This is a genomic window from Kiloniellales bacterium (assembly GCA_030066685.1).
Taxonomy (GTDB): Bacteria; Pseudomonadota; Alphaproteobacteria; order Kiloniellales; family JAKSBE01; genus JAKSBE01.
Genome location: JASJBF010000056.1, coordinates 1 through 13,756, shown reverse-complemented (window position 1 = coordinate 13,756; position 13,756 = coordinate 1). Strand labels below are relative to the sequence as shown.

Sequence of the window (13,756 nt, the reverse complement as noted above, 5' to 3'; positions counted from 1 at the left end):
CCGCGCCCCAGCCCGAGGCGCCGGTCACCTGGACCACGATGTCGCCGCTCTGGGCGCCCGCGCCCAGGGCCGCCTCGCGCAGCTCGTAGAGCGCGACCTCGTTGAGGTCGTTGTTCACCAGCCCGACCTGGCTCAGCGCCTGGCCGGCGAAGGTGACGCCGTTGATCGTCCCGTTCTCGTTGTCGACGGCGACCAGCAGCACCCGGTCCTCGCCCGCCGGCACCGTGTAGCCGGCCAGGGTCACGTCGTCCTCGCCCAGCGAAGCCAGGCTCTGGGCGCCCTGCACCGCCGGCGTCGCGAAGCCGCCGCCGCCACCGCCGCCGCCCGTCGACAGCAGGCCGTAGGTCGCCATCAGGATCGTCGGCCGCGCCGCCGAGGCCCCGGTCCAGCTCATGCTCACCGCCGTCCCGGAGGCCGGCGCCAGCTCGTAGCTGGCCCCGATCGAGGTGTTGCCGCTGCTCGCGTAGAGGAACTCGGTCTCGTCCGCGCCCACGCTCCAGGCCGCGTTCTGGTCCACCGAGAAGGCGCTGATCACCGCCGTGTCCGCCGACAGGGTCGTCAGGTTGGCCTGGATCGTGCTCGCCGTGCCGAAGAAGAAGACCGTGTTGGTGACGCTGGTCTGCGCCAGCTGGCTCTGGTTCACGTCGGTCAGGTAAAAGGCCTCGATCTCGGTCACCGCCGGCACCGAGCCGTTGACGTCGACCGTGATGTCGCCGGTCACCGCGCCCGCGCCCAGGGCCGCTTCCGGCAGGTGGAAGAAGCCGGTCCGGCGCGACAGGTTCGAGGTGTTCATGACCTGGGTCATGGCCGTGCCGCCGAAGCTCACGTCAAGGACGTTGGTCCCGGTGGTGTCGGTCGCCACCGCGACGATCAGCAGCCGGTTGTCGCCGGCGCCCACGGTGTAGCCGGGCAGGCTGCCGCTGCCGCTCTGCGGGTTGTTGATGGTCAGGTCGCCGCCGCCGCCGGCGGCGGGCGCCGCCGCATAGGCGGCCAGCAGCAGGGTCGGCCGCCGCGCCGCCGCGCCGGACCAGCTCAGGTCGTGGGTGCCGACGCCGACCAGCTCGTAGCTGGCCCCGCCCGCGGCGACGCCGGCCGAGGTGTCGTAGCCGATCTCGGTCTCGCCCGCCCCCGGCGCCCAGGTCGTCGGATCGCCGAGGCCGAAGGCGCTGACCACGATGGAACTCTCGGCCGTGGTGGTGACCGAGGCGCTGATCGTGGTTTCGGCCGCCCCGGCGTTGAAGGCCTGGCTGACCACGGGGCTCGCGGCCTGGTCGATGCCGGTCAGGGTCCAGGCGGTCACCTGGACGCCGCCGCCCGTCGTCGCACCCAGGTCGAGCACCAGGTCGCCGCTTTGGGCGCCGGCGCCCAGGGCGGCCTCGCGCAGCTCGTAGAGCGCGACCCGGTTGAGGTCGTTGACGACCTCGCCGACCTGGGTCATGGCGCTGCCGTCGAAGGTCACGCCGTTGATCGTGCTGACCTCGGCGTCCACGGCGACCAGGAGCACGCGGTCGTCGCCGGCCTGGACGGTGAAGCCGGGCAGGGTGACGTCGCCGCTGCCCTGTGGCGTGCCGGTCACGGGATTGAGGACCTGGGGATCGGCGCCACCGCCGCCGCCGCTCCCGTCGCCGGTGACGGCGACGACCGAGCCAATGGCATCGGTATGGAGGAAGCGCGTGTTTCCGGCGGCCGAGATCTCGACCAGCGGCGCGGTCATGGCGGGACCGTAGACGTAGCGCAGCAGCAGCGCGTCGGTCGGGCCGTCGTACTCGGCGATCTCCATCGCGCCGTCGAGCAGGAACTCGGTGGTCAGGGCGTCCACGGTCTTGGCCACGCGGCGGTCCAGCGCGTCGTAGGCGTAGCTCGAGGTGTGCTGCGGGTTGACGGCCTGGATCAGCCGGTTCTTGGCGTCGAAGGTGTAGGTGTTGTAGCCGTCGTCGCCCAGGTTGCCGTTGCCGTCATAGCCGAAGGTCGCCCCGCCGACCTGGCTGTACTGGTTCAGGTTGTTGGGCGTGTAGCTCTCGTTCGCCGAGCCGTCCGGGCGCCACAGGTAGACGTCGTCGGTGATGATCTCGCCGTCCCGCTCGTCGTTCTGGTTGTAGGTGTAGGAAAAGCTGACCGACGAGCTGCCGAAGCTGTGATCGATGGCGTTGAGGTCGTTGTCGTCGGGGTCGAAGTCGAAGCTCGAGGTGGTGCCGTTGGCGTAGGTGATCAGGGTCCGGCGCGACAGGGCGTCGTAGTCGTACTGGGCCAGGACCTCGGTGCCGTTCTCCTTAATGGCGGTGATCCGGTTCAGCTCGTCGTAGTCGTAGGTGACGAACCAGTTGTCCGGCCAGGTCAGCTGTGTCCGGTTACCGTTGGCGTCGTAGTCGTATGCGACCGCCTTTGTGTCCGGCCGCGTGACCGTCATCAGGCGTCCGGCGGTGTCGTGGTCATGGGTGATCGTGCCGCTTTCGTCCGAGATGGTGAGCGTGCGGCCGGTCAGGTCGTAGGTGAAGGTGATGTCGGTCGTGGAATAGGGCACGTCCTCGCGCAGCAACCGGTCCAGCGCGTCGTAGTCGTAGCCGAAGAGCTCGCCGGCCCGGCTGCGCCGGGTCTTGACGTTGCCGTTGTCGTCGTAGGTCGCCTCCTCGAAGGAGTCGTCCGGATAGGTCGTCCGCTCCAGGCGGTCGAAGCCGTCGTAGTCGAAGCCGGTCGGATTCCCCTTGGCGTCGGTCAGCGTCTCCTGCTTGCCGTTGGCCGTGTAGGTGTAGGCGACGCGGTCCTGGGTCGTCCCGAGGGCCAGGTCGACCGTCTCGACCACGCGCGCCACCCGCCCCACCGGGTCGTAGAGCGTCTCGGTGATCCGCCCTTCCGCGTCGGTGACCTTCTTCAAGCGGTCCAGCTCGTCGTAGTCGTAGGTCGAGATGTGTCCCCCGGGCACGGTGGCAGAGAGACGGTTGCCGGCGGCGTCGTAGAGGAAGCTGGTGACCTGCCAGGGCGTGACCGGGTCGCCGGTCTCCCGCTCGACCTTCCGCACCCGGCCGTCCTCGTCGTACTCGGTCTTCGTCAGGCGGTTGAAGGGCGCCGGCTCTGTGACCTCAATCACCCGGCGCTCGTTGTCATGGAGGCTGGTCGCGATGCGCCCGTTGGGGTCCTTGACACTGGTCACGTTGCCGAACGCGTCGTAGCCGAACTCCATTGTCAGATTGAGCCCGCCGTCGTCCTCCGTGACGGTCAGGAGATCGGCCGTGGCGGGATCGTAGGTGCTGCGCGTGACCTTGCCTTCGGGGTCGGTCACGGTCAGGACCTGGCCGTTGCCGTTGTAGGTGTAGGCGGTGGTCGGACGCAGGGAGTCGACCTCCGGCGCCTCGACCCGCTCGAGGTTGCCGTTGGCGGGATCCAGGAAGAAGTCCGTCGTGTTGCCCAGGGCGTCGGTCGCCGAGACCGGCTTGCTCCAGGTCTGGTCGTAGACGAAGCTCTGCACGATCGGTGGCAGGGGCGAGCCGGGCTTGGGCGTGGCCGTGATGGTGACGACGTTGTGCTTGGCGTCGTAGTCGTAGGCCATCGCGTTGCCCTCGGGCAGCGTGGTCTGCGCCAGCCTCTGCTGGCCGTCGTACTCGTTGACCGTGACGTTGCCGAGCTGGTCGACCTGCCGCGTGTTGCGGCCGAAGGCGTTGAACTTCCAGACCGAGACGTCGCCAAGGGGATCGACCGCCTCCGTGCGAAGGCCGCTGTAGAAATACTGCCAAAGGAAATCCCGCGCGGTCCGCTGCTCCTTGACCCGGCCGAAGATGTCAAAGGTGTTGCTGATCACCGCCGTGGTCGGGAAGGCGGGCGCGAAGACCTCGGTCAAGAGGCCCGGTCCGGCCGTGTAGCTGTAGTTCGTGGCGTTGGATTCCGCGTCGGTGAAGCTTGTCAGGTTGCCGTCGGCATCATAGCCATAGGACACGCTGCGGCCGTTGCCGTCGGCGACCTGCGAAACCTGGTCGCCCGTGTAGGTCAGCGTGAGCGTCCGGCCCAGGCCGTTGTCGACGGTCTGCAGCTTGTCGTTCGCGTCGTAGCTCAGGGTGACCGTCACCCCGTTGGGGTCCTGCCAGGCGGCGAGCTTGCCTTCGGTGTTGAAGTCCAGATCGACGCCGTGCTTCGTCGTGTAGAGGTAGCTGCCGTCGGCCTCCTCGATCAGCGTAGCGGCCTCGCCCGGCGGCGGGTTGAAGCTGCCGTCGGCCAGCTTGATGAACTGCTGCTCGTTGCCCGGATGGGTGACGACGACCGAGTTCTCGATGAGCTGGTCCATGTACCAGTCCTGGACCAGGGTGCCGATGGTCATGATCTGCAAGGTCTTGGTCTGCGCGAAGAGGTCGAGGCTGACATAGAGCCCGGCGATGGCCGCGGTCGCGTCCAGCGCGGAATCCTCGCCGAGACCCTGGAAGCTGTCGCTGTCGAGGAGCGCTTCGACGTTGAAGTTGTGCGTCCAGCCTCGCCCCAGGGGACCGTCCTCCCGAAAGCGGAGATCGGAATCGTAGGAACGATGGAAGGCAAGGCCGAATGGGAAGTCCGCGCTTCCGACAGAGACATCTTCGCGCTCGTAGGTGAATTTACCACTGAACATATCGACCGGATCGCCGGCTAGCTGAGCATGGTCCGAGCGAACATCAGTCAAAGCTACAAGCTGGCTTGCATTGCTTACGTTCTGTGCCAAATCCGCATCTGCAAGCGGCTCACCGAGAACGCCGCCCTTGGCCGAGTTGATGAAATAGCCGACGGATTGCTCATCGCTCGACACCGCAATGTAGGTGTGTCCGGTCCAGTTCCCGACCGTGATCGCACCCGTGTTGGCCACGCCGTTGACCGGCGCGAAGAGGCGGTAGCCCGCGTTGATGAAGAGCTCCATCTCGTCGATGAGGGCCGCCGGGTAGTTGACGGTCTGGAGCACGCCCTTCATCCAGAACCAGTTGAAATCGCCCATTTCCGCGACCCAGTAGTCCTGGGCATTGGCGATATCGAACATCGAGACGGTTGCGGCGCCGGGGCCCCTGTGGATCTGCTCCAGCATTCCGCCTTCCGTGGCGCTGAGCACGCCGCCGGCGTTGAACAGGGCTTCCGCGCCTGTCACGCCGTCGGTCAAGTCAACGATGCTCAGTCCGGTCAGCCTGACGTCGGTGTAGGGATTGGCATACTGCGCCGTAAGCCCCACGGTGTGGTGCTGGATCGTCAGCATGCCGTTCAGCCGGTCGCTGATCCGTCGGGCCGCGACGTTCTGGGCCATCCAGTTGTAGGCCATGCCGGCCAGCGCCGCGCCGAGGACCTCTTCGCTGTCGTCGGCGCCGCCGGCGAGCTTGGCCTCGCCGAGCAGGCGGCGATGCTCTTCCACCATCGCCCGGCTGGCATTTCCAAAGCTGTTGGCGATCGCGTATTCGGCGCCCGTGATCACCGCGCCGGTGCCGGTCTGATCGGCGAAGGTGCCGCCGCCAGCGGCGTAGGGATTGTCGACCGTGAAGGTCGCGGTGGTCGACTGGCCCGGTCCGATCGCGGTCCCGACCGCGACCTGCGCCCCCTCGAGGCGGAGAACCGGCTCGTCCGAGGCGTTGAAGAAGATCGTCAGACGCTTGCCGTAGATCTCGTCGGCGAAGAAGGTCTGATCCATACCCTGGTACTCGACGCGCAGTGTCGGCTTGTACTGGTCCGGGATCTCGGTCCACTCGGCGGTGATCGTCTGCTGATAGGGCAGCGAGCTCTGGCGCAGCGAGGTGCCCGGCGGCAGGGGCACGATGCGCTCCCCGCCGATCACGTCGTCGAGGGTCTCGAGGGCGGGATCGGCCTTGATGTGGTTGATCAGGTTGGTCGCATAGCTCGCCAGCTCGCTCGAGATGTTGCCTTTGTTGAGCTGCTTGATCTCCTTGATGATGAAGGTCGTGCCGTCGATCACCTCGACCCGGTCGTCGAGGACCGCCCCCGCCATCGCGCTGTTGACGAAGGAGGTCCGGTCGTAGCCCAGCACGGCGCCGACATCGATCCCGGACTTCCAGTCGTGGGTCTTGAACGCGGGGTCGAAGACGTAGTCGGTGCCGTCTATGTTGACCTTGACCCAGACGTGGCTCTTGTCGACGAAGGACACCGTGCCCCCGGAGCTGGTGATCTGGGCCGGGATGCCGGAGTTGCCGAGCAGCGTGGCCACCGCGTCGGCGCTGTCGGACACGCCGAGCCAGTTGGTCAGCTCGGCCGCGGTCACCCTGATCGTGCCGTAGACGAAGTCGGCGGTGAAGCCGGACTCGCGCAGCAGCGCGACCATCAGCGCCGCCTGGTCGAAGCTGTTGCCCTCGCGGTCGATCAGGGTCCCGGCCGGCCCCTTGCGCAGGCCGAAGATCGGCGCGTAGGCGACGTGGTCGTGGACGAACTCGTAGATCAGGTCGGGGTCGTAGCGCAGGCCGCGGGCGAGCTCGGCGACCGCCGGCGGCGTGCCGGCCAGGGGCATGGCCGCCGCCGCGGATCCGAGGGCGCGCTGCGCCGAGACCGCCGAGGCCCGCAGACGGAGCACCCGCTCCGCCTCGCGCGGCGCGATCGGCGGCGCTTCTACGCTGGTGATTCCAGGAAGGCTCGGTTCGGCGGCATCCTGGGCCCGGAGCGCCACCGGGCCGGCCAGGACGAGCGCCGCGGACAGGCAGAGCGTGAGCGCGAAGGCCGTCGCAAGACGTGAGCCGCTCCGGATTCCTTGATTGCGCGACCTCATGACTCCGCCTCCCCTATGAGCTGCGGGCAGAGCAGCGGGGCTGCCTTGACCCGCTTTCCTGGTTTTCGGATGCGCCATCCTAAGGCGAGAAAGTCCTGCGCAGATAGCTACCAAAAAGAGTGGGGGGCCTGAGCCGGCCGCGCGACCGCCTCTCGAAACCGCGCGTCGTCGTCAGGCGAGGAGAGGGTAAAACGGCGTCGCGTCCCGGGATCGAGGCCGCCGGCCTCGAGCGCGGAGCCTCAGATCTCGATCAGGCCCTGCGCGACCGCCAGGGCCGCGGCGTGGCACTTATTGGCCGCGCCGAGCTTCCGGATCGCGTTCTTCAGATGGAAGGTCACGGTGTTCTGGGAGATCGAGAGGATCTGCGCGACCTCCCAGCAGGACTTGCCGTGCGCCGCCCAGGTCAGGCATTCGACTTCCCGGCTGGTCAGCTGCGGGTCCGCCGTCAGGCCGCGTTCGGGGACGATCCCCGCATGCGGATCCTTTTGGATTTCCACCATGTCTCGTCTTGAGTCCCCGATCCGACCAGGGGCTGCGTTGCCGTTCCCTCTGCGCCCTTCCGGCCGGAGCAATACAACCATAGCATGTAGAGTGTAGCTGTGAAGAGATCTTCTCTTTAAAATCGTGTTACCTGTGGCCGGGCCTTGCCGACGGCGGTCGGCGCAGCGGCCAGGTCGAGAGCGCAAAGGCGGCCGCGCTTCGCCGACCGGCTTCCCGGCGGGCGGAGTCCGCCGCAACGCGCCGAGTTGGAAATGGGGGTCATCGCCAAGAAGCGCATCATCTCTTCGCCAAGGATCAGCGAAGGCTTGGGAAGCGTGCCCCGGTCCCTTCACGGTCGCCCTTGCCGTGGCACCCGAAGCCTTGCCTCGCGCAGCAGTCTTGCGCGACCGCTCCGCCGCGAGTCTTCCAGTCCGAGAATGTCGAGTCTGAGATCCTGGCGCGCCCGGGAAGATTCGAACTCCCAACCTCCTGATCCGTAGTTTCAAGTTTCTATTTCACTCTGGCCGCCAGAGATCGCCATTAATCTGATATACAGTGCATTTTTGAGCCCAATCCCGACACATACCGTCATTGAAACGTGGTAGCTTGGTTGCTAAATGGGAGCTACGCCCTACAGCGATCGAATGGGAGGCAGATGTGGCGAGGGAGGGGAACGGCCGGCGGATCACCAAGCGGGTGGTGGACAACTTGAAGCCGGGAGAGCTGCGTTGGGATGCCGAACTCAAGGGCTTCGGCGTCCGCTGCCAGCGCGCCGCCAAGGTCTATGTGATCAAGAAGCGGGTCGGCGGCCGGCAGCGATGGATCTCCATTGGCCGCCACGGCTCGCCCTGGACGCCCGAGTCGGCTCGACGCGAGGCCCAAAGGCTTCTTGGGGAAATCGCAGTAGGGAATGACCCCTCGGCCGCCAGGGACGCCGAAAAGAACAATCCATTGGTCCGAGACTTGATCGAGGCCTACCTTCACGAGCACGTCGAGGCGAAGCGTAAGGCAAGCACCGCCGTCGGCTACCGGGACCTGATGACACGCATCGCCCTGCCCGCCGTCGGCCGTCTGCGAGTCGCGGAGGTGACGCACTCGGACATGGCCCGACTGCACCATAACCTCAAAGACGCACCCTATCAGGCCAACAGGACCCTGGCGGTGCTCTCCAGCTTCTTCACCTGGGCGGAGCGGCACGGCTACAGGCCCCGCGACACCAACCCTTGCCGGGACGTCGAGCCTTACAAGGAGCGAAAGCGGGATCGGTTCCTGTCCTCCGAGGAGCTTGCACGCCTAGGGCAAGCCTTGTCGGAATCGGAAGCGGAGGGTAAACCGCCCGCCGCCATCGCCGCGATCCGGCTGTTGATTCTGACGGGTTGCCGCAAGTCCGAGATCCTGACCCTGCAATGGCAGCATGTCGATTTCGACCTTGGCGCCTTGCGCTTGCCGGATTCGAAAACCGGCGCGAAGCTCGTGCCGCTGGGCGCGCCGGCGCTGGAGTTGCTGGCCTCCCTGCCGCGGCTCGAAGGCAACTCCTACGTCGTGCCCGGCGACAATGAAGGCCGCCACTTCGTCGGCTTGCAGAAGGTGTGGGAAAGGGTGCGCGACAGAGCCGGACTGCGCGACGTCCGCATCCATGATCTGCGGCACTCCTTTGCCAGCATCGGCGCGATCCGCGGCGACAGCCTTTTGGTCATTGGCGCCTTGCTCGGCCACCGGGACCAGTCAACGACTCAGAGATATGCGCATCTCTCGAGCGATCCGCTTCGCGCCGCGGCCGATCGGATCAGCGAGCAGATCGCCGCGGTGATGGCAGGATCAGAGAACGGCGTAGGGAAAGTTGTCAGCTTGCCGAAGCGGCATTGATTTGCCGAAGCCCAACGATGTGGTCTCCGATCAGAGCCGAAGGCAATTGGCGGATCCTCTGTTGGCCGATCGGGGACTCTCATTGGCGCAGGTCGTCCAGGAACTCCGAGGCGGGTTCCACACCCGTGACCAGCAGATGATCGCGCGCACGGGTACAGGCAACGTAGAGAAGGTGGCGCTCGGTGTTGTAGACCTCTTCGAGGTCGGAGTCGTCTGAGACGTTCTCGATCCGCTCCTGTAGGGGGACCACCTCGTCGTCACAGGCCATCACGACGACGGCACGGAACTCGAGTCCCTTGGCCAAGTGCATGGTGCTCAGGGACACGCGATCGGCCGCCGTCTCGGCCCTGTCGCCGAGTTCGATGGCCTTGGCGCCTGAAGCCTTGACGGCAGCGCGGGCGCGCTTCAGCTGGGGCTCGGCACGGACGAAGACGCCAATCTCTTGGGGCGATAACCCTTCCGCAATTCGCTTTGCGATCCATCGACCGACGGCTTCGGTCTCCTGCTCCTGGTCCTCGAAGACCTGGATCTCAGGAGCGGGCCCGTTGAAGACGGAGACGGTGCCGCGCCGCTCTTCGACGATGCCATCGACGTCCGCGATCGAAGACGGCAGGAGCCGGTCGGCCTGGCTGCGAATCTGGTGGGAGGTGCGGTAGTTGACGCGCAGCCGGTGCGAGCGGCCGCGCACGTCGACCCCGAGGGACAGCCAGGAGAAGGGCTGCTGAAAGATCCGCTGGCCCAGGTCGCCGACGAAGAACAGGCTGTTGCGACCGCCCTTGCCCAAGGCCGCGAGGAAGCGCAGTTCGGCGATTCCGATGTCCTGCGCCTCGTCGACCACAGCGAAATCGAAGGGCCGGGCCTCCGCTGCCTGCAAACCTTCGGTGACGCGATGGAAAAGGCCGGACCAGGTCTCCAGCTTCCGCCGCTCGAGCACTGCGCCTACACTCTCGAAAATGGACCAGAGGACTTCGCGCTGCTTGCCGCCGATCCTGGTCTTGCGGCCCAGGCGCGCGACATCGCGATAGGCCTCCCAGCTCTTTAGCTGCCAAGCGTCGACGACGTCCGTCCATTCGGCGAAGAGGAAGGTTGGAGTAAAGCGATGGTCCCCGCCTCCGGCTGCCGCGTCGCGGAGGAGTGACCGGATGAGATCCGGGGGCGCCAGCTGGGCCTGGCCGAAGGATTCGGCATATAGTTCATAGCCGATCCCCGTGATCGGGCGGATCACGATCCGATCGGTGACCTCCGCGTCCTTGCCGACCAGGCGGCCGAGCTTCGTCCTGAGCGCCTGCGCCAGCGCCTTCGAGAAAGTCGTTAGCAGGATCCGCGCCTGCGGATGCTGCCGCGCCAAGAAGACGGCCCGATGCAGCGCGACGATGGTCTTTCCCGTCCCTGCCGAGCCCGTTATTCGGGCCGGGCCACTGTAATCCTGTTCGACAAAGCGGCGCTGAGCGGGGTGCAGGAAGACCGTCCACTTCTCCCAGGGATAGTCGAGCGCCCGTTCTAGCTCTTCGATGTCGGTCAGCACCCGGAACCGGCGCTGCGCGTCGGGATGGCTGAAGGGGTCGGCGTCCTCGGGCAGGGCCATCTCGCAGATGGGCGTCACCCCGGTCGCCAGGTCGAGCAAGGCCTCGGCCGCCTCCTGCGGCAGGTGATCGGCGATATCGAAGAGCGTCTCCTCGGTCGCGCCGCGCACTGCCTCCAACCACTCGGGCGGCACGCCGTAGCTCAGTAGATCCTCCTCCGGGACAGCGGCGAAGAGCGGCAACGCCTCGACAACGGGTTCGTCCGCCGGGGCGGGTCGCTGGACGACGATCTCCTCGACTCGCTCACGCAGCTCGACGAGCTGCGCCGCTCCGGTCCGCGGATGGCGCTCCAGCTTCCGCCGCTCGGCCCAGGCGTAGGCGTCGTCGTGATGGTCGACGTAGCAGAGCAGGATGCTCGACGCCGTCTTGTGCACGATCATCCGGATGTCCCGGTTGACCCGCAGCGACCAGAAGTTGGGATCCTTGCTGCGGTCGATCCGATGGAACTGCAAGCTCGGACCGGCGGGGTTCATCTGGAGGTCGAAGGCGGTGGTCTTGACCGCCTTCTGCTCCTGCCCGGTTAGCTTGGCCAGGCTGTCGGCGAAGCTATCCGCTATGCGGAATTCCATCGAACCTCGCGTGCGGCTTTAGGCTACGAGATCCGGCGCTGGCGTCAGGTTCAGGGCGCCGATTGCGCGCTGCACATCCTGGGGCCAGATCCAGATCCGATACTGCAACGGGACGGACATGTAGCCTTCCGGCCCATGCAGGCGCCGGTCCCTCATGTCGGCAGCATATCGGCTGCGCCACGCCAGCTTCTTTGAGAAGGACAAGTTCTCACCGGCCACGATCTTGGATGTGATGCTGTAGAGCTTTTCGCACATGCGATACTCGAAGGCCGGAAGCGACAGGGGGTCGGCGTATTGGCCTCGGCTCTGATCACTGGCCTCGGTCGCGAGCTCAAGGTAGAGCGGGAGATCGAGCTCCCCGGGGATATTGGGGAACAGCACAAAAGGTGCGGCCCAGCCGCTTTCGACTAGGTCAAGGTTGAAGGTCGCGCGTTCTCGCCGCGACATGTTGGCCAATTCCTTGCTGCTGTAGGACGGCGCGACATACGCAAGAAGCCTGTTGTAGTTGTCGAAGGGCTGTTCAGGTGACCGCACGAAGAGATTCCGCCTTCGACTGCTGTTGGGCTTCTTCAGCCGCTCGGCGGCCCTGTTCTTGAACCACGCGCTTGCCTGTTGGCCTTGCTCGAATTGCAGCGTTCCGGCGGCGCCCGTTTCGAGTTTGGGCAGGATATGATCCGCGAAAGATCTCGTGACCGGAGCTTGCCCATTGCGGATCCACTCCGCGAGCTGGAGGAACTTCTCGTCGACTTTCCTGGCACCGTTCTCGCTCTTCGCCGTCACTTCCGGTGTGTCGACGGAGAGCATCCGGATGGGCATGCGGATATTGGGCGTGTCGCCGTCCGAGACGTCCACGAGCGCACGCGCGCCGAGACCGGGAAGCGTTGCACCGGCCGGGCTCCAAAGGATTTCTACCGAGTCAACCACGGTGTCCTCCCCCTAACCTCATGTGAAATTCACTCCACCCCAAACACCTTCATCACCTCATCTCCCAGGTGGTTGATGACCTTGACGGCAATCCGGCCAGACGAGGGTTTGTCGAAGGGGCGAGAGACGTCGCTGTGCAGGCTCTCCCAGGCTTCCTGGTCGATCTCGGCCTTGAGGGTGGTCTTCAGCGCCTTGTAGGGATCGTTGGCGCCCAGGAAGTAGGCCTGGCGGACGAAGAAGCTCTTCTCGTTGTAGTCGCTGTCGATGAACCAGCAGGCGATGCCGTCGGGGCCGCTGGACTCGATCTCGCCGGTCTGCGGGTGGAAGACGTCGACGCCCTTGATGCGGACCTGGATCTGCCCCTCGCCCGCGTCCTCGATCTCGATGTCAGGCTCGCCGAAGACGACGAAGAGGTTGCCCTTGCCGGTGTTCTTCAGCTCGTCGGCCATGTGCAGGTCGGGGTTCATCCGCGCCTTCAGGACCGGGATGCGGCCCAGCCGGTCGAACTCGGCCGAATGGGCGTCGAAGTTGAAGGCGCAGGCGATCAGCACGTCGAAGCCGGCGTCCCCCGCCTCCCGCGCCGCAGCAACCAGATCGGGCCGGGAGACCGTGCCGAATTCCGGACCAATCAGGATGCCGGCCCTGCGCTCTTTGCCATCCTCGTCTCCACCTTCAAGATAGCGTCCTTCTGCGCAGATGAAGGTGCCAGGCCAGCCCGTGATTGAGGTGAAGGCGATCTGGTCCTCCTTGTGCGCCTGTTGGATGCCAGTACTCTTAAGGTGGTCGAGAACCATGGTCGCGAAGTCAGTTCCTTCGCCACCATCTGCTGGTGCTAGGCGGTCGCCTTCTGCGGCCGACAACTCGTCGAGCAACTCGTCCTGCACATCGACCGCAACGACTCGGTGAGGCGAGAGGCTTTCGACTGTAAAGTGCCCGGCGACGCGAATCCGGGCGTTATCCACATAGGGCCTGTCGTACAAGTATTCGTAGTCGGCCTTGGCGGCGATGGAGGCGTCGATCTCCTTCTGGCGCGCGATCCGCTGATCCCACCAGCCCTCGTGGAGGCGCTTGACATCATCGGACCACCTATTGTCGGCCTCGCGCGGAATTTCCCATTCCTCCCAAGCCGTGCCAAGCGCCCCGTTGAGCTCAATACGCAGAGGTTCCAGCTCCTCCTGAAACCTCTCCCAAATGACGTCGATCTCTACATTGTTGGCCACCGATCCCGACGTGACAGTGTGCGCCCTTTCATAAACGAACCCATGACGAATATCGCCTTGAGCGATAGCCTTCGAAGGCGCTGCGCGGGTAACTTCTGCTTCCTTGCGTTGCCCCTCAAAGCTGTCCGCAAGCATATAGTAAGGATAGCGCGCGCCCATAATGCGCGCCCGACCCAGCGCCAGCGCCACCCTGGAAGTATCTATTGTGACCCACCGCCGCCCCCACTGCTCTGCCACATAGGCTGTAGTACCAGAACCACAGGTTGGGTCCAGCACTAGAGCGTCGCGCTTTTAATCGTATGCATATCCTGCAGCGTTGAAGAAGTTCCAGCATTCCTGGTCTGGGAAGAGGCAGCAGATATCGCCGAGGGTCCGCCAGAGGGCTTCGATGGTTCTGGCTTCGGCCTT

6 protein-coding genes are annotated in these 13,756 nt (G+C 65.6%); 1 reads left to right on the top strand and 5 read right to left on the bottom strand.

What is annotated here, in order from left to right; all coding sequences use genetic code 11:
- Positions 1-6,706, bottom strand: a 6,706-nt coding sequence (locus QNJ30_26645) for a DUF6531 domain-containing protein (protein ID MDJ0947046.1), incomplete at its 3' end; no start/stop codon positions are given.
- A gap of 239 nt (positions 6,707-6,945) precedes the next feature.
- Positions 6,946-7,206 (bottom strand): helix-turn-helix transcriptional regulator, encoded by a 261-nt coding sequence (locus QNJ30_26640; GenBank protein MDJ0947045.1) that lies wholly within the window; start codon positions 7,204-7,206, stop codon positions 6,946-6,948.
- A gap of 637 nt (positions 7,207-7,843) precedes the next feature.
- Here QNJ30_26640 and QNJ30_26635 point away from each other — a divergent pair.
- Positions 7,844-9,052, top strand: coding sequence for a site-specific integrase (locus tag QNJ30_26635; GenBank protein MDJ0947044.1), 1,209 nt, complete (start codon positions 7,844-7,846; stop codon positions 9,050-9,052).
- A 79-nt stretch (positions 9,053-9,131) separates the two neighbouring features.
- Here QNJ30_26635 and QNJ30_26630 read toward each other — a convergent pair whose 3' ends face one another.
- Genes QNJ30_26630 through QNJ30_26620 form a run of 3 tightly spaced genes read right to left on the bottom strand, consistent with a single transcriptional unit; the run spans position 9,132 to position 13,537 of the window.
- A complete protein-coding gene (locus tag QNJ30_26630; protein ID MDJ0947043.1) occupies positions 9,132-11,204 on the bottom strand; it encodes a 3'-5' exonuclease in 2,073 nt (690 codons plus the stop codon).
- A gap of 18 nt (positions 11,205-11,222) precedes the next feature.
- Positions 11,223-12,128 (bottom strand): hypothetical protein, encoded by a 906-nt coding sequence (locus tag QNJ30_26625; protein ID MDJ0947042.1) that lies wholly within the window; start codon positions 12,126-12,128, stop codon positions 11,223-11,225.
- A 29-nt stretch (positions 12,129-12,157) separates the two neighbouring features.
- Complete coding sequence (locus QNJ30_26620; protein ID MDJ0947041.1) at positions 12,158-13,537, bottom strand: modification methylase; 1,380 nt, start codon at positions 13,535-13,537, stop codon at positions 12,158-12,160.
- Between the last annotated feature and the right edge of the window lie 219 nt (positions 13,538-13,756).